This is a genomic window from Pseudomonas azotoformans, assembly GCF_001579805.1.
Lineage (GTDB): Bacteria > Pseudomonadota > Gammaproteobacteria > Pseudomonadales > Pseudomonadaceae > Aquipseudomonas > Aquipseudomonas azotoformans_A.
The window spans coordinates 874,524-896,899 of the sequence record NZ_CP014546.1; the positions used below are offsets into that span (position 1 = coordinate 874,524).

Here is a 22,376-nt window from a genome sequence, read left to right on the forward strand (position 1 = left end):
CTGGCTGCCATCTTTTCCTATACTCAGCGGGTCGTGCCCCGCCGGGTATCCAGCAAGGTCAGCCATGAACACGTTCAACAAAAACAATCGCCACCCTGCAGACGGTAAAAAGCCCATCACCATCTTTGGCCCAGACTTTCCGTTTGCCTTTGATGACTGGATCGAACATCCGGCCGGCCTCGGCAGCATCCCCGCCGCCAACCACGGTGCCGAAGTGGCGATCGTCGGCGCCGGGATCGCGGGCCTGGTGGCCGCCTACGAGTTGATGAAGCTCGGTCTCAAGCCGGTAGTATACGAAGCCTCGAAAATGGGTGGCCGCCTGCGCTCCCAAGCCTTCGAAGGTGCCGAAGGCATCATTGCCGAGCTGGGCGGCATGCGCTTTCCGGTGTCGTCCACTGCGTTCTACCACTATGTCGATAAGCTGGGGCTGGAAACCAAACCTTTCCCCAACCCACTGACCCCGGCGTCCGGCAGTACGGTCATCGACCTTGAAGGCCAGACCCACTACGCGCAAAAACTCTCCGACTTGCCGGTGCTGTTCCAAGAAGTGGCGGACGCCTGGGCCGATGCCCTGGAAGCCGGGTCGCAGTTCGGCGATATCCAGCAGGCCATCCGCGACCGTGACGTGCCGCGCCTCAAGGAGCTATGGAACAAACTGGTGCCACTGTGGGATGACCGCACCTTCTACGACTTCGTCGCGACCTCCAAGGCGTTCGCCAAGCTGTCATTCCTGCACCGCGAAGTCTTCGGCCAGGTCGGTTTTGGCACTGGCGGCTGGGACTCAGACTTCCCCAACTCCATGCTGGAAATCTTCCGTGTGGTGATGACCAACTGCGACGACCATCAACACTTGGTGGTCGGCGGTGTGGCCCAGGTGCCGATGGGCATCTGGCGCCATGTACCGGAGCGCTGCGCCCACTGGCCGGCCGGCACCAGCCTGAGCTCGCTGCATCGCGGCGCGCCACGGGCCGGGGTGAAGCGCATCGCCCATGCCGCCGATGGCCGTTTCGCCGTCACCGACAACTATGGCGACACCCGCGAATACGCCGCAGTGCTGACCACCTGCCAAAGCTGGCTGCTGACCACTCAGATCGAATGCGACGAAACCCTGTTCTCGCAAAAGATGTGGATGGCCCTGGACCGCACGCGCTACATGCAATCGTCGAAAACCTTCGTGATGGTCGACCGCCCGTTCTGGAAAGACAAAGACCCTGAAACCGGCCGCGACCTGATGAGCATGACCCTCACCGATCGCCTGACCCGTGGCACCTACCTGTTCGATAACGGCGACGACAAGCCAGGGGTGATCTGCCTGTCTTATTCGTGGATGAGCGACGCCCTGAAAATGCTGCCGCAGCCCATCGACAAACGCGTAAAACTGGCCCTCGACGCCCTGAAAAAGATCTACCCGAAAGTCGATATCAAGGCGCGCATCATCGGTGACCCGATCACCGTGTCATGGGAAGCCGACCCGCATTTCCTCGGGGCCTTCAAAGGCGCGCTGCCGGGCCACTATCGCTACAACCAGCGCATGTATGCGCACTTCATGCAGAAGGACATGCCCGCCGAACAACGTGGGATTTTTATCGCCGGTGATGATGTGTCGTGGACCCCAGCCTGGGTCGAGGGCGCAGTACAGACTTCGCTGAATGCGGTGTGGGGCATCATGACCCACTTCGGTGGCAGCACTCACCCAGAGAACCCTGGGCCGGGTGACGTATTCGATGAAATCGGGCCGATCGCCCTGGCCGACTAAGGAGTTGAACATGCGCGTCGCCCTGTACCAATGCCCACCGTTGCCGCTGGATGTGGCCGGCAACCTCAAGCGCCTGCACACTTTGGCGCATGAGGCGTCCGGCGCCGATGTGCTGGTGCTGCCGGAGATGTTCCTCACCGGCTATAACATCGGCGCCGAGGCGGTTGGCGCCTTGGCCGAAACGCAGGATGGACCGTCGGCACAGGCGATCGCCGAACTGGCCAAACGTGTAGGGCTGGCGATTCTGTACGGTTACCCGGAGCGGGCCGAGGATGGCCAGATCTACAATGCTGTGCAGTTGATCGACGCCCACGGCCAGCGCTTGTGCAACTACCGCAAGACCCACCTGTTTGGCGATCTGGACCACTCGATGTTCAGTGCCGGCGGCGATGATTTCCCGCTGGTGGAGCTCAACGGCTGGAAGCTGGGTTTCCTGATCTGCTATGACCTGGAGTTCCCGGAAAACACCCGGCGCCTGGCCCTCGCCGGTGCCGAACTGATCCTGGTGCCCACCGCCAATATGGTGCCGTTCGACTTTGTTGCCGACGTCACCGTGCGGGCACGGGCGTTCGAGAACCAATGCTATGTGGCCTACGCCAACTATTGCGGGCATGAAGGCGAGATCCAGTATTGCGGGCAAAGCAGCATCGCCGCGCCGAATGGCCAGCGCATTGCCCAGGCGGGCCTGGATGAAGCCTTGATCGTCGGGGAGTTGGATCGTCAGTCGATCCTGGATGCCCGTGCCACCAATCACTACTTGCAGGACCGTCGCCCAGAGTTATACGGCGTGCTGCACAAGCCCTGATCCAGCCGGTTTGTTAGCATAGGCACATCCCACGTTTCGGAAGTGCCCATGCCTGCGCCGGCCCCCCCTCATCAGCTTCACCTGACCCTCGCCAATGGCTTGCGGGTTTCCTTGCAGCATGCGCCACGCCTGAAACGTTGCGCCGCCGTTTTGCGCGTAGCCGCAGGCAGCCATGACGTGCCGCTGGCTTGGCCGGGGTTGGCGCATTTCCTGGAGCATTTGCTGTTCCTGGGCACCGATCGTTTTCCCACGAACGAAGGGTTGATGGCCTACGTGCAACGTCATGGGGGTCAGATCAATGCCAGTACCCGTGAGCGCACCACGGAATTTTTCTTTGAGCTGCCAGTTGCACTGTCTGCCGGTGGATTGGAGCGTTTGGCTGACATGCTGAGCCACCCGCGCCTAGCGCTGGAGGACCAGTTGCGTGAGCGCGAGGTGCTGCACGCCGAGTTTGTCGCCTGGTCCCGCGATGCCAAGGCGCAGCAGCAGGTCGCGTTGCTGGAAGGGCTGGCGGCGGATCATCCGCTGCGGGGTTTCCATGCAGGCAACCGCGACAGCCTGCCGGTGGAGCGTGAGGCATTTCAGCAGGCGTTGCAGGAATTCCACACACAGTTCTATCAGAGCGGGCAGATGACCTTAAGCCTGGCGGGTCCGCAGTCACTGGAAGCGTTGGAAGCCTTGGCACAGTCGTTCAGCGAGCAACTCACCTCAGGACCGCTACGCCCACAATCCGCTCCACCGGCATTGATGCAGGGCGATGCGCGGAGCTATCAGCACACCACCCACCATCACCTGCACTACGTCATCGCCTGCAATGCGCCACGGGAAGCATTGGCGTTTCTCTGCACCTGGCTTAACGCCTCGGCACCCGGCGGATTGCTGGCTGAATTGAAGACGCGGCAACTGGCGGCTACCCTGCAGGCGTCTGTGATTTATGACTTCGTCGGGCAGGCTGTGTTGGATATCGACTTCACCACCCCAGGCGAATCGGCTACGCAAATCGAGGCGTTGCTGCACGACTGGTTGAGCTTTTTCGCACACAGCGACTGGACCTCACTGCGGGAAGAGTTCGCGCTGCTGGCCGCTCGTCAACAGCAGGTCCAAGGCGCCCTGGCCTTGGCTCGAAACGACAGCAAAGGCCTGTCGGAACAGGACGTCGTCGCCCTCAAGGCCCTGCTTGATTCGCTGCACCTGCCGCCCTCCGAGCACTCATGGCAACTGCCACCGAACAACCCATTCCTGCGCCCACCGGCCAAGGAAGAACGCGCCGGCCTGATTCGCGGCCAGACCAGCGCTCACCGGGGCTTGCGCACCTTTGCGCAGGATCGCTCCCGTGGACGTAGGGAAGTGTCGGCGCTGGCATTCAGCCAGGCATTGGCAGGCGACGGTGATGAGGGTGCGCTGTATCTGCAATGGCGATCAGCCCCCTCCGGCCTGGAAAACGCTTTGCAGCCGTTACGCGAGCATGCCCGTCAGGCGGGCGTCGAATTGTCGTTCGAAAGCCTGGGCCAAGACTGGCAGGTGAAAATGATTGGGCTGCAGGAGCCCATGCCGGCCGTGCTGGACGCGTTGGCGCAAAGCCTGAATCAACCGCAAGAAGCCCCACCCGCCTTACCGCCGATGATCGCCATCCGTGAATTGCTCAAGGCGCTCCCCGCGTGCTGCAACGGTCACAATCCCGAATCGGCATCCTGGCCTACTTCGCGCTGGCACGGCCTGGGACTGGGTTTCTCCCCAGCGCATGAAGCCGCGATCAAGAGCGCAGCGGCCCGTCTGCCAGGGCAGCCTGCACACCTCGATCATGTTCTGGCCTCTCTCAGCGGCCAGCGTATCTGGCATGAGATTAAAACCGACGCTGATGAAGCCGCACTGCTGCTGTTTTGCCCAACGCCAAGTCAGTCCCTGGCGGATGAGGCCGCCTGGCGACTGCTTGGCCATCTGCTCCAAGGCCCGTTCTACCAGCGCCTGCGCGTCGAGTTGCAAATCGGCTATGCCGTGTTCAGCGGCATCCGACAGATCAACGGCCAGACCGGCCTGTTATTCGGCGTGCAATCCCCCAGCGTGTCGTTGGAAGGCATCGTTGATCACCTGCACGTATTCCTGAAACAACTGCCAGCCCTGATCGATAGCAGCGCCGACTTGGGCAACATGGCTTTGGCACAGCAATTCTCAGCACAGGAACTGCCCAGCGCCCAAGCCGCCGAACTGCTGTGGCACGCCCATGTGGCGGGCCATCCGTCGGGTTATCTGGATCAATTGCAATCCTACATCCAAACCTGCGCCCGCGAAGCGTTACAGCTCACCGCCCAGCAATTGAACGACGCCGCAGGCGGCTGGCGTTGCGTGGCCAACGGCCCGCGTATCTCGAAAATCTGGCAAGCGGCAGACTGATCATTGCCGCCCCTGCAAAAGGCTTTTTCCACCAAGACAGCGCTAACTTGAAAAGAATTGCGTAACATTCCTACGCACACATCTGAACATCTCCGACTGGAGGTGGACTATATGTATTACTTGGTAGTAAACGTCCCATCCATTCGTAGGAGTAAGAATATGACCTGGTCCAAACCTGCTTACACTGATCTGCGCATCGGTTTCGAAGTCACCATGTACTTCGCCAGCCGTTAATCCGCTGGGTAATACAACGCCTCGGTTCGCCCGGGGCGTTTTTGTTTTGAGCTTGATGGAGCTGCCATGTTTGTCCAGATTCTAGGTTCCGCCGCCGGCGGTGGGTTCCCGCAGTGGAACTGCAACTGCGTGAACTGCGCGGGTTTTCGTGATGGCAGCCTGCGGGCCCAAGCGCGTACCCAGTCGTCCATCGCGATCTCCGACGACGGTGTGAACTGGGTCCTGTGCAACGCCTCGCCGGATATCCGCGCGCAACTCCAGGGCTTTGCACCGATGCAACCCGGCCGCGCCCTGCGGGACACCGGCATCAGCGCAATCATCCTGATGGACAGCCAGATCGACCACACCACCGGCCTGTTGAGCCTGCGCGAAGGCTGCCCGCACCAGGTGTGGTGCACCGACATGGTCCATGAAGACCTGAGCACCGGCTTCCCGCTGTTCACCATGCTCACCCACTGGAACGGCGGCCTGGCCTGGAACCGCATCGAGCTGGACGCCAGCTTCACCATCCCGGCCTGCCCCAACCTGCGCTTCACCCCACTGCCACTGCGCAGCGCCGCACCGCCCTACTCGCCGCACCGCTTCGACCCGCACCCCGGCGACAACATCGGCCTGATCGTCGAAGACCTGCGCACCGGCGGCAAACTGTTCTACGCGCCGGGGCTGGGCAAGGTCGACGCGCCATTGCTGGAGATCATGGCCGGCAGCGACTGCCTGCTGGTGGACGGCACGATGTGGGACGACGACGAAATGCAACGCCGTGGCGTGGGCACCCGCACTGGCCGCGAAATGGGCCATCTGGCGCAAAACGGCCCCGGCGGCATGCTGGAAGTGCTGGAGAAATTGCCCGAGCAGCGCAAAGTGCTTATCCACATCAACAACACCAACCCGATCCTCGATGAAGACTCCCCCGAGCGAGCGGAACTGGTGCGACGCAATGTCGAAGTGGCTTACGACGGCATGAGCATTGAATTGTAGGAGCGACCGACATGACTGACACGCCATTGACCACCACCGAATTCGAAGCCGCCCTGCGTGCCAAGGGCGCCTTCTACCATATCCATCACCCGTACCACGTGGCGATGTACGAAGGCCGCGCGACTCGCGAGCAGATCCAGGGCTGGGTTGCCAACCGTTTCTACTATCAGGTGAACATCCCCCTGAAAGACGCCGCGATCCTGGCCAACTGCCCAGACCGCGAGATCCGCCGCGAGTGGATCCAGCGCCTGCTCGACCACGACGGCGCCCCCGGTGAAGACGGCGGTATCGAAGCCTGGCTGCGCCTGGGCCAGGCTGTGGGCCTCGACCCGGGCCAACTGCGTTCGCAGGAATTGGTACTGCCCGGCGTACGATTCGCGGTAGACGCCTATGTCAACTTCGCCCGCCGCGCCAGTTGGCAGGAAGCCGCCAGTAGCTCGCTGACCGAATTGTTCGCGCCGCAAATCCACCAATCGCGCCTCGACAGCTGGCCGCAGCATTACCCGTGGATCGACCCGGCCGGTTATGAATATTTCCGCACCCGCCTGGGCCAGGCCCGTCGTGATGTGGAGCACGGCTTGGCGATCACGTTGCAGCACTACACCACCCGTGAAGGCCAGGAACGCATGCTGGAAATTCTCCAGTTCAAACTGGATATTTTGTGGAGCATGCTGGACGCCATGAGCATGGCCTACGAACTCAAACGCCCGCCGTATCACAGCGTGACCGACCAACGGGTGTGGCATAAAGGGATCCCCCTATGAGCTTTGATCGCAGCAAGAAACCCACCTGGCGCCAGGGCTATCGCTACCAGTACGAGCCCGCGCAAAAAGGCCATGTGCTGCTTTATCCCGAGGGCATGATCAAGCTCAACGACAGCGCTGCGCTGATCGGTGGTTTGATCGACGGCGAGCGCGACGTGGCGGCGATCATCGCTGAGCTGGATAAACAGTTCCCCGGCGTGCCAGAACTCGGTAAAGACATCGAGGACTTCATGGAGGTCGCCCGTGCAGAGCACTGGATTACCCTTGCCTGAAAAACCGCCGGTTGGCTTGCCGCTGTGGCTACTGGCCGAGCTGACCTACCGCTGCCCGTTGCAATGCCCGTATTGCTCCAACCCGTTGGACTTTGCCGAGCAGGGCAAGGAGCTGAGTACCGAGCAATGGTTCAAGGTGTTTCGCGAAGCCCGCGAGATGGGGGCCGCACAATTGGGGTTTTCCGGCGGTGAGCCGTTGGTGCGTCAAGACTTGGCCGAGCTGATCGCCGAAGCGCGCAGGCTGGGGTTCTACACCAACCTGATCACCTCCGGCATCGGCCTGACCGAACAGAAAATCAGCGACTTCAAGAAAGCCGGCCTGGACCATATCCAGATCAGCTTCCAGGCCAGCGACGAACAGGTGAACAACCTGCTGGCCGGCTCGAAAAAAGCCTTCGCGCAAAAGTTGGAAATGGCCCGTGCGGTGAAGGCACATGGTTACCCGATGGTGCTGAACTTCGTCACCCATCGGCACAATATCGACAAGATCGACCGCATCATCGAGCTGTGTATTGCGCTGGAAGCGGACTTCGTCGAACTCGCCACCTGCCAGTTCTACGGTTGGGCCCAGCTCAATCGTGTCGGACTATTACCGACCCAGGCGCAACTAGTGCGCGCCGAACGCATCACCAACGAATACCGCGCCAAGCTGGAAGCCGAAGGTCACCCGTGCAAGTTGATTTTCGTCACCCCGGATTACTACGAGGAACGCCCGAAAGCCTGCATGAACGGCTGGGGCAGTATCTTTCTGACGGTGACCCCGGACGGTACCGCCCTGCCCTGTCACGGCGCCCGACAGATGCCGGTGCAATTTCCCAACGTGCGCGACCACAGCATGCAGCACATCTGGTACGACTCGTTCGGCTTCAACCGCTTTCGCGGCTACGACTGGATGCCCGAGCCATGCCGGTCATGCGATGAAAAGGAAAAGGACTTCGGCGGCTGCCGATGCCAGGCCTTCATGCTCACGGGGGACGCAAGCAATGCCGACCCGGTGTGCAGCAAGTCCGAGCAGCACGGCATCATCCTGCAAGCGCGGGAAGAAGCCGAACACGCCACCCAGACCATCGAGCAGTTGGCCTTTCGCAACGAGCGCAACTCACGGCTCATCGCAAAAGGCTGACGGCCTCAGCGCTTGGCGATGATGTACACCGCGTGGATGATGCCCGGGAAGTAACCGCACAAGGTCAGCAGAATATTCAGCCAGAACGCGCCGCCGAAACCCACTTGCAGGAACACACCCAGTGGCGGCAGCAGAATGGCGATGATGATACGAATGATGTCCATGGGTAAGCTCCAGAAAATCGGCTCGTGTGAGCCGTGTAGCTAATCGACCTTGGGCGTTCGTGAGGGTTCAGTGGGATCTGGCGTTGGGCCATCCTTCATTACACGCTCAAAAAAACGCCCCCAGCCAAAAGAATCAGGCCGGAGGCGCCGCGTAGACCGCGAGACGGTTCAGGAGTAGGGGGTTAAACGGCGATGCCCTTGCGGCATTGCAGTTGGGCGGTACGCACGCGGGAGAAGGCGCGGGCCAGGCGCAGGAGCATTTCGTCGATGTTGCTTTTGCTCACAGTCAGGGCCGGGGTGAAGCGCAGGCAGTTGGGTTGCGGAGCTTGGAGGATCAGACCTTCGTGCAGCGCCGCTTTTACAACAGCATCCGCAGAATCATCCGACAACGTAAGGCCCCACATCAGGCCGTGACCACGCAATTGACCGTGGTCGTAGCGGTAGGCCAGGCGCGCAAGACCTTCGCCCAGGTACACGCCGGACTCACGCACGTGATCCATAAAGCCGGGCTCCAGCACGGAGTCGAGTACTGCCAGCCCGGCCGAAGCCATCAGCGCATTACCGTGGTGAGTACCTCCCAACTCGCCCACGTCGAAGCAACAGGCTTTGCCCCGTGCCAGCAGCGCTGCAAGGGGCACCCCGCCGCCCAGGCCTTTGCCGAGGGTGATGATGTCGGCACGTACGCCGTATTGCTGCTCGGCGAGCAAGGTGCCGCAACGGCCCAGGCCGGTTTGCACTTCGTCGAGGATCAGCAGGATCCCTAGTTCACGGCACAAGCGCTCGACGCCTTTGAGGTAATGCTCGGTCGCAGGGATGACGCCCGCTTCGCCCTGGATCGGTTCGAGCAGGATCGCGACAGTTTGCGCGTCGACGGCCGCATGCAGCGCCGGCAGGTCGTTGAAGGGCACATGGCTGAAGCCGGGCAATTGCGGTTCGAAACGGTTTTCTGGACCACCCGCCGACGCCGACATCGCTGCAAAACTGCGGCCGTGGCAACCAGCGCTGGCACTGAGGATGCGATACGCTCCCCCGCGATGCAGCTGGCCCCATTTGCGCGCCAACTTGATCGCGGCTTCAACGGCTTCCGCACCGCTGTTAAGCAGGTATGCCTGATCGCTGCCGGTGCGATGGCACAGGCGTTCAGCAAGGTTGAGTTGAGCGCGGTTATGCAGGCCGTTGCCGGGGTTGATCAGCGCCTGGGTCTGGTCAGACAGCGCCTTGATCAGCGCCTGAGGGCTGTGGCCGAGGCTGTTGGCCGCGTTGCCCTGACTGAAATCCAGGTAGGCACGGTCGTCGCTGTCCCATAGCCAGGAACCCTGGCCGCGTACGAAAACTTGCGGCGGGCGAGCGACGGAGGGCATCAGGGATTCGCTGGAAGACGTATCGCCGGGCGCCTCGAGAATCAAATCGTCCAGGCTCGGCGCGGGGCGACGGAACAGATTCATAGCTCACCCCCAATAGCAATCGGACCTTGGTCGGTGCGATACGCCTGTGCTGCCTTGAGGTTTTTTGCCTTGCCTATGTAAACGCTATCAACATAAACGCTGTTCATTGCCCGATCCGGCCCTGTAAGCCCTGCGAATAGGCGCTAGACTAGGCGCCTCAAGGGCCAACAGCCATTTCGTTTTTCCAGCTTTTTCGATAAGTAAGTCTTATGGATTTCAAGCAACTGCGTTATTTCGTCGCGGTGTATGAGGAGGGCCACGTAGGCCGTGCCGCCGAGCGTCTGTCGATCTCCCAACCGGCGCTGTCCCAGCAGATTCGCCAACTGGAACAGAACCTGGATGTGAGCCTGTTCGAACGCAGCAGCAAGCGCCTGCTGCCGACACTGGCGGCGCACACGCTGTACAACCACGCGCTGCCATTGATCGACGGCATGCAACAGGCGGTTGAAGCCTTGCGCAACTTCAAGGGTCAGGCGATGCGCACGCTGGCTATCGGCGTGCTGCAAACCGTGCACACCAGCCTGGTGCCGCAGATGCTGGAGCGCGTGCGCAAAGCCCAGCCACATCTGGTGGTACAGATCTACGAATTGACCGGGCTTGAGATCGAGCGCCGACTGCTCAACGGCTCGCTGGATATCGGCATCAGCTACTTGCCGCCGCGCCAGCCGGGGCTGCATGGCGTGTTGCTGTATGAAGATGAACTGAAGGTGGTCATCCCCGAGGATCACCCGTTGCGGGAATTCAAGAAAGTCTCGCTGAAGCAGGCGGCGGAGCTGCCGATGTTGCTGCTGGGGGAAGAGTTCCAGGTCCGGCAGATCTGGCAAGGACAGCTGTCCAACCTCGGAAGGCGCCCACAAGTACAGGCGGAGTTGAACACCATGGTGGGGATTCTCGACAGCCTGCCCCACACAAAACTGGCGACGGTGCTGCCGGGCCGCTCTCAGGACGAACACAACAGCCAGTCGCTGCTGTGGAAACCCTTGAGTGAACCCAGGGTGCCGCTGAAAGTCGGCCTGGTGTGCCGCGATGTGCAGCGCCAGCAAGCGACGGTGGCGTTGCTGCGCACCCTGCTGGAAGACGTGATGAACGCCCCGCAGGCGCAGCCCTGAACTCAAGAGGCTGACTTTTTCGCGGGCAAAAGAAAACCCCGCCGAAGCGGGGCTTTGCAGACTGTTTCCCTGACATCCATTTCACTCCGCCGTCCTGGCAGAATCCTACGTGTCCGTGTTGTTGCTTTGCGCTTCCTGCGCGACGTCCATGTGAAGTAGATTATCCGTGGATCCAATCTGGCGATAGAGGACGATTAGCAGCACGTCATGTAAGAGAATGCTTACACGCCCTCCAAGCCCTTAGAACAGGGTCTCATCCAGCAGGAACAGCGATTCGCTACCGGCTTTTACCGACGCACTCAGCGAGTGGATGCGTGGCAACAAGCGCGCGAAGTAGAAGCGTGCAGTGCCCAATTTGCTGGCGTAGAAGTCTTCTTCAGATTCCTTGCCCAACGCAGCCTTGGCCATGCGCGCCCACATGTAGGCGTAGGCCATGTAGCCAAAGGCGTGCAAATACTCCACCGACGCCGCGCCGATTTCATTCGGGTTGGTCTTGGCGCGGTCCAGCACCCAGGCCGTCAACTCATCCAGGTTATCTACTGCTGCGCCCAGCGGCTTGGTGAACTCCGTCAACTCGGCACCCGCCGAGGCAATGAAAGCACGGATCTCATCGGCAAACAGGGTGTAGAACGCCCCGCCGCTGCCGACGATCTTGCGCCCCATCAAGTCCAGTGCCTGGATGCCGTTGGTGCCTTCGTAGATCTGGGTGATGCGCACATCACGCACCAGTTGCTCCTGGCCCCACTCGCGAATGTAGCCATGGCCGCCGAACACCTGTTGGCCGAGCACAGTGGTTTCCAGGCCCAGGTCGCTCAAGAACGCCTTGGCTACCGGGGTCAACAGCGCGACGAGGTTATCGGCACGCTCACGCGCAGCAGCGTCGTCGCTGAACTTGGCGATGTCCAGCTGCGTCGCCACATAGGTGGAGAACGCCCGGCCACCTTCGTTCGCGGCCTTCATGGTGAGCAACATGCGGCGCACGTCGGGGTGCACGATGATCGGGTCGGCCACTTTGTCTTTGTGCTGAGCCCCGGTTGGCGCACGGCTTTGCACGCGGTCGCGCGCATAGTCGATGGCGTTCTGGTAGGAACGCTCGCCGGATGCCAGGCCCTGGATGCCTACACCCAGTCGCTCGTAGTTCATCATGGTGAACATCGCCGCCAAGCCCCGGTTCGGTTCGCCCACCAGGTAACCCACGGCCTCGTCGAAGTTCATCACGCAGGTCGCCGACGCCTGGATCCCCATCTTGTGCTCGATGGAACCACAACTCACGGTGTTACGTGCGCCCAGGCTGCCGTCGGCATTGACCATGAACTTCGGCACCAGAAACAGTGAGATGCCCTTGGGACCGGCCGGTGCGTCCGGCAGCTTGGCCAGCACCAGATGGATGATGTTGTCGGTGAGGTCGTGTTCACCGCCGGTGATAAAGATCTTGGTGCCGCTGACTTTGTAGGAACCGTCCGCCTGTGGCTCGGCCTTGGTGCGGATAATCCCCAGGTCAGTACCGGCATGGGCCTCGGTCAGGCACATGGAGCCAGCCCATTCGCCGGAATACATCTTCGGCAGATAAGCGGCTTTCAGTGCTTCGCTGGCGTGGGTGTTGATCGACACGCAGGCGCCGGAGGTGAGCATCGGGTACAAACCAAACGCCAGGCTGGACGAGTTGATCATCTCTTCAACCTGGGCCGACACCGCCTTGGGCATGCCCATGCCGCCAAACATCGGGTCACCACCTACACCCACCCAGCCGCCTTCGGCATAGGTTTTGTAGGCCTGTGGAAAACCATCCGGCGTAAACACTGCGGTGTTGTCCCAGCGGCAACCCTGTTCATCGCCACCGCGGCTAAGCGGGGCGATGGATTTGGCGGTGACTTTGCCGGCTTCTTCGAGGATGGCCTCTACGGTTTCGGCGTCAACGGTGTCTGCCAATGCCGGCAATTGGGCCCAGGTGGTGGCGACCTCAAAGACTTCGTTGAGGACGAAGCGCATATCACGCAGCGGCGCTTTGTAATCAGCCATGGCAAACCTCGTGAGAACGTGAAAAGTAATTCGGTAAGAGTCGGTTTTACAGGCTCAGAGTGTACCCGAACAACTTTTCAGACACATAGGGTCCACTTGTGACTGATTGGTATTTTTAAGTCATTACAGCGCAAATGCCTCCGCAGGCAGACTCATCAGGCATTCGCTGCCCGCTTCCACCGCAGCGCGGTGGGTGGCGGTACGTGGCAGCAGGCGCTTGAAATAGAAGTCGCAGGTCGCAAGCTTGGCCTTGGAAAAATCCGAGTCCGGTTGCTCAAGGGCAGCCAGCGCCATACGCAGCCACAGGTAGGCAAGGATCACGTAGCCGCTGTACATCAAATAATCCACGGCCGCCGCACCCACTTCATCGGGGTTCTTCATCGCGGCCATGCCGACTTTAGTGGTCAGTTCGCCCCACTCTCCGTTCAGCTGGCTAAGCTGCGCCACATAGGCCTTGAGCTGCGGATGCTCGGCATTCGCCGCGCACAACTTATGCACAATCTTGGTAAAGCCACGCAGCAACTTGCCCTGGCTGCCCAGCACCTTGCGCCCCAGCAGGTCGAGGGCCTGAATGCCGTTGGTGCCTTCATAGATCGGCGCAATCCGCGCATCGCGAGCCAGTTGTTCCATGCCCCACTCGCGGATGTAACCGTGACCGCCGAAGATCTGCATACCGTGGTTGGTCACCTCAAGGCCGGTGTCGGTCATGAAGGCTTTGCAGATCGGCGTGAGGAACGCCAGCAGGTCTTCAGCGTCCTGACGCTGGGTGGCGTCGTTGCTCAGGTGCGCGGTGTCGAGCAACTGTGCGGTGAAGTAGGTCAGTGCGCGATTGCCTTCGTTGAAGGCCTTCATGGTCAGCAGCATGCGGCGCACATCGGGATGCACGATGATCGGGTCGGCGGCTTTATCCGGAGCCTTGGCACCGGTCAGCGAACGCATCTGCAGGCGGTCGTTGGCGTATTTGATCGCGCCCTGGAAGCTCGCCTCACCATTGCAAAGGCCCTGCATGCCGGTGCCCAGGCGCGCGTGGTTCATCATGGTGAACATGCAGTTGAGGCCTTTGTTCGCCTCACCGATCAGGAAGCCCTTGGCGCCGTCGAAGTTCAGCACACAGGTGGCAGAGCCCTTGATGCCCATCTTGTGTTCGATGGAGCCGCAGTGCACCGCGTTACGCTCACCCGAATCCGCATGGAACTTGGGCACGATAAACAGCGAGATGCCCTTGGTGCCCGCCGGTGCGTCCGGCAGTTTGGCCAAGACCAAGTGGATAATGTTGGCGCTCATGTCGTGCTCGCCGGCCGAGATGAAGATCTTGCTGCCGGTGACCGCATAGCTGCCGTCCGCCTGGGGCACGGCGCGGGTCTTGATCAGGCCCAGGTCGGTGCCGCAATGGGCTTCGGTGAGGCACATGGTGCCGGTCCATTCGCCGGCGGTGAGTTTGCTGAGGAACGTGTCTTTCTGCTCGGCGGTGCCGTGGGCGTGGATCGCCGACATCGCGCCGTGGGTCAGCCCTGGGTACATGCCCCAGGAGGTGTTGCTGGAGCCGATCATCTCGCTGAGCACCAGGCCCAGCGACGACGGCAAGCCCTGGCCGCCGTAGGCCGGGTCTGCCGCCACGCCGTGCCAGCCACCCTCCACGTACTGGGCGAAGGCTTCCTTGAAACCCTTGGGCGTAGTGACGACGCCATTGTCGAAATGGCAGCCTTCTTCGTCGCCGCTGCGGTTGAGCGGCGCGAGTACGTTTTCGCAGAATTTGGCGCCTTCTTCGAGAATCGCGCTGACCATGTCCGGGCTGGCATCGGTCGCGCCCAAGGCGGCGTAATGGCCGTGGAAATCAAACACGTTGTCGATCAGAAAACGCATGTCACGAAGGGGGGCTTTGTAGTCAGGCATGGCAATGTCTCCGTCAGCAGATGGTTTCAACCTACTGCCGGGCATTGCCTCGGACAATCACTGTAGCGCTGCTGAATACAGCGCCATCACTCAACCGGCAGCGCCCTCTGTGCGCACCGCGCCACGACGGGTTTGCCCGGCGGCGACCACACAGTTGCGTCCGGCGCCCTTGGCGGCGTACAGCGCCTGGTCGGCGGATTTGAGCACCTCTTCGGGCGTGCGCTGCTCGGGCCTGGCGCTCGGCCACGCCGATGCTGATGGTCACCGAAACACTCGAGGCACCACTGCCCGCACGGCGCTGACGGCCTTGGTGATCGTCCTGGGGGCGGTCCGAATTGCGCAGCTTGATATCGTAGTCCGCGATGATCTCGCGGATCTCCTCCAAGTGCGGCATGCATTCTTCCACCGTCTTGCCGGCGAACACTACGGCAAACTCCTCACCACCATAGCGATAAGCGCGCCCGCCACCGTTGACCTTGGACAGCTTGCTCGCCACCAGGCGCAGCACCTGGTCGCCGACATCATGGCCGTGGGTGTCGTTGAAGCGCTTGAAGTGGTCGACGTCGCTCATCGCCAGCACGTAGTTGCGCCCCAACCGCTGCATGCGCTCGTTCAGCGCGCGACGCCCCGGCAAGCCAGTGAGTTCATCGCGAAAGGCCATTTGATAAGCCTCATGGGCCACACCGGCTGCGATCATCAGCATCACCTGGCTACACATGATGTTCAGGGTGAACGGCAGGATGAATGTCTGCGGCAACATCCAGAACAGCCCCAGCAAACCCACCAGTTGCGCCGCGTGCAGCGGACGTGGCTGATACCAGTACTGCGCCGCCAGGGTCAGGAAGCCGATCAGGAACATCGGGTATGACAGCTGGATCAGGCTCATCCAGCTGCCATGCAGCGCCGGCCAGCGAATCTCCGCCAGCCAATTGAGCACCGCCTGGGGATAACTCTGCTCCAGCGCCAAGGCCACGCTGCCGATCGCCAGCAACACCGCGCCACGGGCGACGAAGTCGCGGAACAGGTGGGTCTTCTCCTGCCATAGCGCGTAGATGCTGAACAACAACGGCAGCAACAAACAACACAGATGAAACACCACCGCCGCGTCTTCGCGCACGCGGCCGTTGTCGCGGTAAAAATCGGTCTGTGTATCCAGCAGGAAGTAGGCGATGTACACCGTGATCATCAGGAACAGTTCACGCTGACGGCGATACACCGCGCAGTACGAGCCACCGAGCAACAGCACCAGGGTCGGCAACACATTGAACAGCGACGTGAAGAAGACGTTGAGGTCCTTGACGTACGCAGCCGAGAGCCCGGCCAGCAGAAGCAGCAACGAAGGTAAAAAGTGACTGAAACGTACAGCGGACACGCGCGACAAGGGTAAAACTCCGACCCGCAAAAAAATGATGGCACTGTGCCTTTATGCCGACAGTTAAGCACAACCTGGCACGCATGTATCACATTGCCATCACTGTAACGGCAGCCAGCGGTAATCCCTGAGCGCTTTACTGTGGTTTTTTATCGCCCACAAAAAAGCCGCCGCTCCCATGAAGAAGCGGCGGCTCTTGAAGTGAACCCGGTAAGGCTTAGTAAGCCAGGCCGAAGTCTTCTTCTTTCATGTCCATCAGGTTGTTGGCGCCCGACAGCATGGTGGCTTTATGGGCCAGGGTACGCGGCAGGATGCGCTGGAAGTAGAAGCGCGCAGTCTGCAGCTTGGCGGTGTAGAACGCCTCTTCGGTGGTGCCGGCAGCCAGTTTTTCGGCAGCCAGGCGCGCCATGTCGGCCCAGAAGTAAGCCAGGCACGCGTAACCGGAGTACATCAGGTAATCCACCGAGGCGGCACCCACTTCTTCGCGGTCTTTCATCGCGGCCATGCCGACCTTCATGGTCAACTCGCCCCACTCTTTGTTCAGAGCCGCCAGCGGTGCAACGAACTCTTTGACCGCTTCGTTGCCTTCGTTGGCCTGGCAGAACTTGTGCACGATCTTGGTGAAGCCCTTGAGCGCTTCGCCCTGGGTCATCAGCACTTTACGGCCCAGCAGGTCCAGGGCCTGGATGCCGGTGGTGCCTTCGTACAGCATCGAAATGCGGCTGTCGCGAACGTTCTGCTCCATGCCCCACTCGGCGATGAAGCCGTGGCCGCCGTAGATCTGCACACCGTGGTTGGCCGATTCAAAACCGACTTCGGTCATGAACGCCTTGGCGATTGGAGTCATGAAAGCCAGCAGGCCGTCAGCCTGTTTCTTGGCTTCGTCGTCGGTGCCGTATTTGACGATGTCCACTTGCTTGGCGGTGAAGTACACCATCGCACGGTTGCCTTCGGCGAAGGCTTTCATGGTCAGCAGCATGCGGCGCACGTCGGGGTGCACGATGATCGGGTCGGCGGCTTTGTCCGGCGCTTTCGGCCCGGTCAGGGAGCGCATTTGCAGGCGATCGCGAGCGTACTTCAGGCCGCCCTGGAAGCCGATCTCGGCGTGGGACAGGCCTTGCAGCGCGGTACCCAGGCGAGCAGTGTTCATAAAGGTGAACATGCAGTTCAGGCCTTTGTTCGCCGGGCCGATCAGGAAACCGGTGGCCGCGTCGAAGTTCATCACGCAGGTGGCGTTGCCGTGGATGCCCATCTTGTGTTCAAGGGATCCACAGGTCACGGCGTTGCGCGCGCCAATCGAACCGTCAGCGTTCGGCAGGAACTTCGGCACGATGAACAGCGAGATACCTTTGGTACCGGCCGGTGCATCCGGCAGGCGGGCCAGTACGATGTGGACGATGTTGTCGGCCATGTCGTGTTCACCGGCCGAGATGAAGATCTTGGTACCGGAGACTTTGTAGGAACCGTCGGCCTGAGGCTCGGCCTTGGTGCGCAGCATGCCCAGGTCGGTGCCGCAGTGTGGCTCGGTCAGGCACATGGTGCCGGTCCATTCACCCGACACCAGCTTGGTCAGGTAAGCCTCTTGCTGCTCGGGAGTACCGTGCTCGGAGATGGTGTTCATCGCACCGTGGGACAGGCCAGGGTACATGCCCCACGACCAGTTGGCGGCGCCCACCATTTCGCTCACGGCCAGGCCCAGGGATTCCGGCAGGCCTTGGCCGCCGTGCTCCACGTCGTGGGCCAGGCTTGGCCAGCCGCCTTCGACGAATTGTTTGTAGGCTTCTTTGAAACCGGTTGGGGTTTTAACGCCCGACTCACTCCAGGTGCAGCCTTCGATGTCGCCCACGCGGTTCAGCGGTGCCAGTACTTGCTCGCAAAACTTGGCGCCTTCTTCAAGGATGGCGTCAACCATGTCCGGGGTAGCGTCCTGGCAAGCCGGCAGGCTCTGATAGTGCGCTTCATAGCCAAGCAGTTCGTCACGAACGAAGCGAATATCACGCAAGGGGGCCTTGTAGTCAGGCATAGCGATAAACCTCTGCTGATGTATCTGGAATGAACAACCGCGTGGAATTGTTGTGGCGGTCAAACAGGTGTTTGAAACATACGTTTACCACCTGGGGATGTCAAGCGTCGTCCGGATGCCGTTTGTCATGACATGAATCAAAGGCGCGCACGGCGACGCCTGCGGCGGGTTGCCACAAGGAGTTCAGAAGGGAATCAAGAATTGTGCAAGCACAACCGACCTCAGTAAGAGGCCGGTGGGAGTCAGAGGGGGTTAAGCGTAGGTGTCGATCAGGGTGCCGAGCATCTCATCCGAAGCCTTGGCGACTTTGGCGCCGAGCTCCACTTGAAATTTGCCTTGGGCCATTTCGACCATGTTGCTGGCCGAGTTGGACGGCTGGGCGCGGTCGTTGGCTTGCAGACGGTCGCTTTGCGCATCCGAGGGCTGGGTCGTCGCAGCGCTGGCGATTTTGCCGGCCGCCTGGTCGACACGGCTCTGCCCGGTCTGAATGCTGCTCAGGCCCGAATAAAACGCGCTGCTTCCGGAGATTTCCATGGCGTAAGCCTGCCTTTAGAGAATCGTGAACCGTGATTGAAGCAGAGTTGCCCGCAAAACGCCCGTCAAAAACACTAATGGCATAATGCCTTAGCGATAGCCAAAATCAGTCAAGCAAGTCCAGCTGCAAGTATTCCGCCACCGCTTCAGCCCCCGCCTGCTTGAGTTTCGGCACACGGCCCAGACAGGGCGCAGGCAGCCGTTCGGCCAGGGTGGCGAGGTTCTCTTCCAGACGGGAGGTCTTGGGGTCGATGATATTCGCCACCCACCCGGCCAGCTGCAAACCGTCACGGGCGATGGCTTCGGCGGTGAGCAAGGCATGGCTGATGCAACCCAGGCGCACGCCCACCACCAGGATCACCGGCAGCTTGAGCGCCATGGCCAAATCCGACAGGTTCGCCTGATCGGCCAGAGGCACCCGCCAACCGCCTGCGCCTTCAATCAAGGTGAAATCTGCTTCGCGCGCCAGAATCTGCTGCATGGGCTTGAGCAACGATTGCACGGTCAGAGAGACGCCCGCCTCCCGCGCCGCCAAATGCGGCGCGATGGCCGGCTCGAACGCCACCGGGTTGACCTCGGCATACGTCAGGGGCAACGAACATTCGGCCAGCAACGCCAGTGCATCGGCGTTGCGCAAGCCTTTGGGCGTGACCTGGCAGCCGGAAGCCACGGGTTTGCCGGCGGCAGTGCTTCTGCCGGCTTGTCGTGCTGCGTGCAGCAGGCCAGCAGCGACGGTGGTCTTGCCGACATCGGTGTCGGTGCCGGTGATGAAGTAGGCGGCGCTCATAGAGGTTTCTCCAGTACGGCATACACCACTTGGTAAGTCGCCGGCAGGCCCTGGGCCTGGCGGAACCGCTCATACGCCTGCACCAGTGCAACAATCCGCGCGCGCCCCGTCAACCCTCCCGGCCGGCCGGGGTTGAGGTTGTGCGCACCCAGGGCCTTCAATTCATGGGTGAGGCTGCGCACGTCCGGGTAATGCAACACGTGGGCGCGGCGCTCCAGGCTCACTACCCGCAAGCCGCTGGCTGCGCACAGATGCTGATAAGCCTCGAACGTACGAAAGCGGTTGACGTGAACCAGGCCATCCGCCGCGCGCCAGCTTTCGCGCAGCTCTTCCAGGGTGCCCACACACAGGCTGGCAAAAGCGAACGTGCCACCCGGTTGCAGCACGCGGTAGGCCTCGCTGAGCACCGCCTCAAAGTTGGCGCACCACTGCACCGCGAGGGAGGAGAAGATCAGCGCCACGCTGTCAGCTTTAAGCGGCAAGCGCTCGGCATCGCCTGCGACGAAGTGCTGCGCCCCCCCCAGCGGACGCGCGTGATTGAGCATGCCTTCGGCGATGTCCAGTGCAATGCCTTGGCTGGCGGGCAAACGTTCGGCCAGCACGCGGCTGAAATAACCGGTGCCGCAGCCCATGTCCAGCCAGCGTTGCGGCGCAATGTCGGCCGGCAAGCGTGCCAGCAATTGGCTGCCCACTGCGCGCTGCAACTCGGCAACGCTGTCGTAACTGGCGGCTGCGCGGGAAAAGGACGCCGCCACCTGGCGCTTGTCCGGCAAGGCAGCCGGCAGCGGGGCGTGGGATAAATCAGTCATCGACGCACTCATGCAAAAAAGCCTGGATGGCCCCCGCGACACCGTGGGGGTCTTCCAGAAGAAACGCGTGGCCGGCCTGTTCAATCAGGCCGATTTCAACATCGGGCAGCAACGCCAGCAGGTCGCTGGCGGCTTCGGCGGGGACCAACCCGTCCAGCCCGGCGAACAGGTGCAACTGCGGGCCGCGATACGCCAGCAAGGCTTCGCGGGTGTCGAGTTGGGCGAGCAGTTCGAGGCCGGGCATCAGCACACTGGAAGGCGAATTCGGCGCGCCACTGACCAGCAAGCGCGATAACCCACGCGGGTCTTCGGCGCCTTTGGCACACAACAAACCGAAGCGCTTGAGGGTCACTTGGGAGTCGGCGTGGCAACCGGCGAGAAACGCATCGAAGGTCTCGGCGGGCATCGCACTCGGCCAACCTTCATGGGCGACAAAACACGGATTGCTCGCCAGCGTCAGCAAGCCGCAGCAACGTTCGCCACGCCGCGCCGCCAGCTCCGAAGCGAGCATGCCACCCAGCGACCAACCGCCCAGCCAGGCGTTGTCCGGCAGCGTGGCGTCGAGTTCGTCGAGCCATTCATTCAGGTCGCTGGAATCCAGTGCGGGCAACGGCTCGATCTGCACCTGCAGGTGTTCGTCCAGGCCTTGCAATGCAGCGGCCAACGGTTCCAGCGGCGATACACCGAGGCCCCAGCCCGGCAGCAATATCAGTCGATCACGCATGGTCGGGCTCCGTGGCGCCTAACAAGCGGAAACATTCTTCCAATGCGTTTAACAATAGCTGCACCTGCGCCTCGGTGTGGGCCGCCGTCAAGGTCACGCGCAAACGCGCGCTGCCGGCCGGCACAGTGGGTGGGCGAATGGCGGTGACCATCAGGCCGCGCTCGCGCAGCATCTGCGACAGGCGCATGGCCTTGGCGCTGTCGCCGATCACAATCGGCTGGATCGGCGTGAAGCTGTCCATCAGGTCCAGCCCGAGCTGCTCGGCGCCGTGACGGAACTGGCGGATCAGGTCGTTGAGGTGCTCGCGTCGCCAATGTTCGGTGCGCAAAAGCTCCAGGCTTTTCAAGGTGGCGCAGGCCAGTGCCGGCGGTTGGCTGGTGGTGTAGATGTACGGGCGCGCGAACTGGATCAGGCTTTCGATCAGTTCTTCACTGCCCGCCACAAAAGCGCCTGCCGTGCCGAACGCCTTGCCGAGGGTGCCGACCAGTACTGGCACGTCGTCCTGGCTCAGGCCGAAGTGCTCGACGATACCGCCGCCGTTGGCACCCAGTGGGCCGAAACCATGGGCATCATCCACCATCAACCAGGCGCCCTTGGCCTTGGTTTCACGGGCCAGCGCGGGCAGGTCAGCCAGGTCGCCGTCCATGCTGAATACGCCATCGGTGACCACCAGGGTATTGCCGGTGGCTTTCTCCAGGCGCTTGGCCAGGCTTGCAGCGTCGTTATGCAGGTAGCGATTGAAACGCGCCCCCGACAGCAAGCCCGCATCCAGCAACGAGGCATGGTTGAGCCGGTCTTCCAGCACCGTATCGCCCTGCCCCACCAACGCCGTGACCGCACCGAGATTGGCCATGTAGCCGGTGGTAAACAGCAGCGCACGCGGACGGCCGGTAAGGTCGGCCAGCGCTTCTTCCAGCTCATGGTGCGGCGCCGCATGCCCGACCACCAAGTGCGAAGCACCGCCGCCCACGCCCCAGCGGGACGCACCGGCGCGCCAGGCTTCAATCACTTGCGGGTGATTGGCCAGGCCCAGGTAATCGTTATTGCAGAACGCCAGCAGCGGCTTGCCGTCCACCACCACTTCCGGGCCTTGGGGGCTGTCGAGCAGCGGGCGCTGGCGATAAAGGTGTTCGGCACGGCGGGCAGCGAGGCGCGCGGCGAGATCGAAAGACAT

19 protein-coding genes and 1 pseudogene are annotated in these 22,376 nt (G+C 61.6%); 9 read left to right on the top strand and 11 right to left on the bottom strand.

Going from position 1 to position 22,376, the window contains the following annotated elements; all coding sequences use genetic code 11:
• Positions 1 to 64: 64 nt before the first annotated feature.
• From AYR47_RS04170 to pqqE, 8 genes are all read left to right on the top strand, one after another.
• Positions 65 to 1,756 carry a flavin monoamine oxidase family protein gene (locus AYR47_RS04170; RefSeq protein ID WP_033898101.1) on the top strand — a complete coding sequence of 564 codons (1,692 nt, stop codon included), beginning with the start codon at positions 65 to 67 and terminating at the stop codon, positions 1,754 to 1,756.
• Between the two features lie 10 nt (positions 1,757 to 1,766).
• On the top strand, positions 1,767 to 2,561 hold the full coding sequence (locus AYR47_RS04175) for a carbon-nitrogen hydrolase family protein (RefSeq protein WP_061434369.1): 795 nt from the start codon (positions 1,767 to 1,769) through the stop codon (positions 2,559 to 2,561).
• Between the two features lie 48 nt (positions 2,562 to 2,609).
• Complete coding sequence (pqqF, locus tag AYR47_RS04180) at positions 2,610 to 4,952, top strand: pyrroloquinoline quinone biosynthesis protein PqqF (protein WP_061434371.1); 2,343 nt, start codon at positions 2,610 to 2,612, stop codon at positions 4,950 to 4,952.
• Between the two features lie 159 nt (positions 4,953 to 5,111).
• Positions 5,112 to 5,186, top strand: a complete 75-nt coding sequence (pqqA, locus tag AYR47_RS31780; RefSeq protein WP_003194766.1) for a pyrroloquinoline quinone precursor peptide PqqA — start codon at positions 5,112 to 5,114, stop codon at positions 5,184 to 5,186.
• A 66-nt stretch (positions 5,187 to 5,252) separates the two neighbouring features.
• Positions 5,253 to 6,164: a pyrroloquinoline quinone biosynthesis protein PqqB gene (pqqB, locus tag AYR47_RS04185; protein ID WP_033898097.1), complete on the top strand. Its 912-nt coding sequence runs from the start codon at positions 5,253 to 5,255 to the stop codon at positions 6,162 to 6,164.
• Positions 6,165 to 6,175: 11 nt separating this feature from the next.
• On the top strand, positions 6,176 to 6,928 hold the full coding sequence (gene pqqC, locus AYR47_RS04190; protein WP_033898096.1) for a pyrroloquinoline-quinone synthase PqqC: 753 nt from the start codon (positions 6,176 to 6,178) through the stop codon (positions 6,926 to 6,928).
• Positions 6,925 to 7,200 (top strand): pyrroloquinoline quinone biosynthesis peptide chaperone PqqD, encoded by a 276-nt coding sequence (gene pqqD / locus AYR47_RS04195; RefSeq protein WP_033898094.1) that lies wholly within the window; start codon positions 6,925 to 6,927, stop codon positions 7,198 to 7,200. The genes pqqC and pqqD overlap by 4 nt, the downstream gene beginning before the upstream one ends.
• A complete protein-coding gene (gene pqqE, locus AYR47_RS04200) occupies positions 7,193 to 8,323 on the top strand; it encodes a pyrroloquinoline quinone biosynthesis protein PqqE (RefSeq protein ID WP_050587907.1) in 1,131 nt (376 codons plus the stop codon). Before pqqD ends, pqqE begins: the two co-directional genes overlap by 8 nt.
• A 5-nt stretch (positions 8,324 to 8,328) precedes the next feature.
• On the opposite strand, the gene AYR47_RS31785 is transcribed toward pqqE, so the two are convergent.
• Together AYR47_RS31785 and AYR47_RS04205 are read right to left on the bottom strand one after the other, a co-directional pair.
• Positions 8,329 to 8,487 (bottom strand): YqaE/Pmp3 family membrane protein, encoded by a 159-nt coding sequence (locus AYR47_RS31785; RefSeq protein ID WP_003194776.1) that lies wholly within the window; start codon positions 8,485 to 8,487, stop codon positions 8,329 to 8,331.
• Positions 8,488 to 8,669: 182 nt separating this feature from the next.
• Positions 8,670 to 9,932: an aspartate aminotransferase family protein gene (locus AYR47_RS04205; RefSeq protein ID WP_061434373.1), complete on the bottom strand. Its 1,263-nt coding sequence runs from the start codon at positions 9,930 to 9,932 to the stop codon at positions 8,670 to 8,672.
• A 209-nt stretch (positions 9,933 to 10,141) separates the two neighbouring features.
• On the opposite strand from AYR47_RS04205, the gene AYR47_RS04210 reads away from it, so the two are divergent.
• A complete protein-coding gene (locus tag AYR47_RS04210) occupies positions 10,142 to 11,041 on the top strand; it encodes a LysR family transcriptional regulator (protein WP_016977852.1) in 900 nt (299 codons plus the stop codon).
• A 240-nt stretch (positions 11,042 to 11,281) separates the two neighbouring features.
• Here AYR47_RS04210 and AYR47_RS04215 read toward each other — a convergent pair whose 3' ends face one another.
• From AYR47_RS04215 to bioF, 9 genes and pseudogenes are all read right to left on the bottom strand, one after another.
• A complete protein-coding gene (locus AYR47_RS04215; RefSeq protein ID WP_061434375.1) occupies positions 11,282 to 13,060 on the bottom strand; it encodes an acyl-CoA dehydrogenase C-terminal domain-containing protein in 1,779 nt (592 codons plus the stop codon).
• Between the two features lie 123 nt (positions 13,061 to 13,183).
• A complete protein-coding gene (locus tag AYR47_RS04220; protein WP_061434376.1) occupies positions 13,184 to 14,953 on the bottom strand; it encodes an acyl-CoA dehydrogenase C-terminal domain-containing protein in 1,770 nt (589 codons plus the stop codon).
• Positions 14,954 to 15,043: 90 nt separating this feature from the next.
• Positions 15,044 to 16,334, bottom strand: a pseudogene (locus AYR47_RS04225) (diguanylate cyclase).
• Positions 16,335 to 16,542: 208 nt separating this feature from the next.
• Positions 16,543 to 18,348, bottom strand: coding sequence for a phenylacyl-CoA dehydrogenase (locus tag AYR47_RS04230; protein ID WP_016977848.1), 1,806 nt, complete (start codon positions 18,346 to 18,348; stop codon positions 16,543 to 16,545).
• Positions 18,349 to 18,600: 252 nt separating this feature from the next.
• The gene (locus AYR47_RS04235) at positions 18,601 to 18,882 is read right to left on the bottom strand and encodes a hypothetical protein (RefSeq protein ID WP_033898084.1); all 282 of its coding nucleotides are present in this window, start codon (positions 18,880 to 18,882) and stop codon (positions 18,601 to 18,603) included.
• A 106-nt stretch (positions 18,883 to 18,988) separates the two neighbouring features.
• On the bottom strand, positions 18,989 to 19,669 hold the full coding sequence (gene bioD, locus AYR47_RS04240; protein ID WP_016977846.1) for a dethiobiotin synthase: 681 nt from the start codon (positions 19,667 to 19,669) through the stop codon (positions 18,989 to 18,991).
• Positions 19,666 to 20,478 (bottom strand): malonyl-ACP O-methyltransferase BioC, encoded by an 813-nt coding sequence (gene bioC / locus AYR47_RS04245; RefSeq protein WP_061434378.1) that lies wholly within the window; start codon positions 20,476 to 20,478, stop codon positions 19,666 to 19,668. Before bioC ends, bioD begins: the two co-directional genes overlap by 4 nt.
• Entirely contained in the window at positions 20,471 to 21,202 is a 732-nt protein-coding gene (locus AYR47_RS04250) for an alpha/beta fold hydrolase (protein ID WP_061434380.1), read from the bottom strand. Before AYR47_RS04250 ends, bioC begins: the two co-directional genes overlap by 8 nt.
• Positions 21,195 to 22,376: an 8-amino-7-oxononanoate synthase gene (gene bioF, locus AYR47_RS04255; RefSeq protein ID WP_061434383.1), complete on the bottom strand. Its 1,182-nt coding sequence runs from the start codon at positions 22,374 to 22,376 to the stop codon at positions 21,195 to 21,197. The genes AYR47_RS04250 and bioF overlap by 8 nt, the downstream gene beginning before the upstream one ends.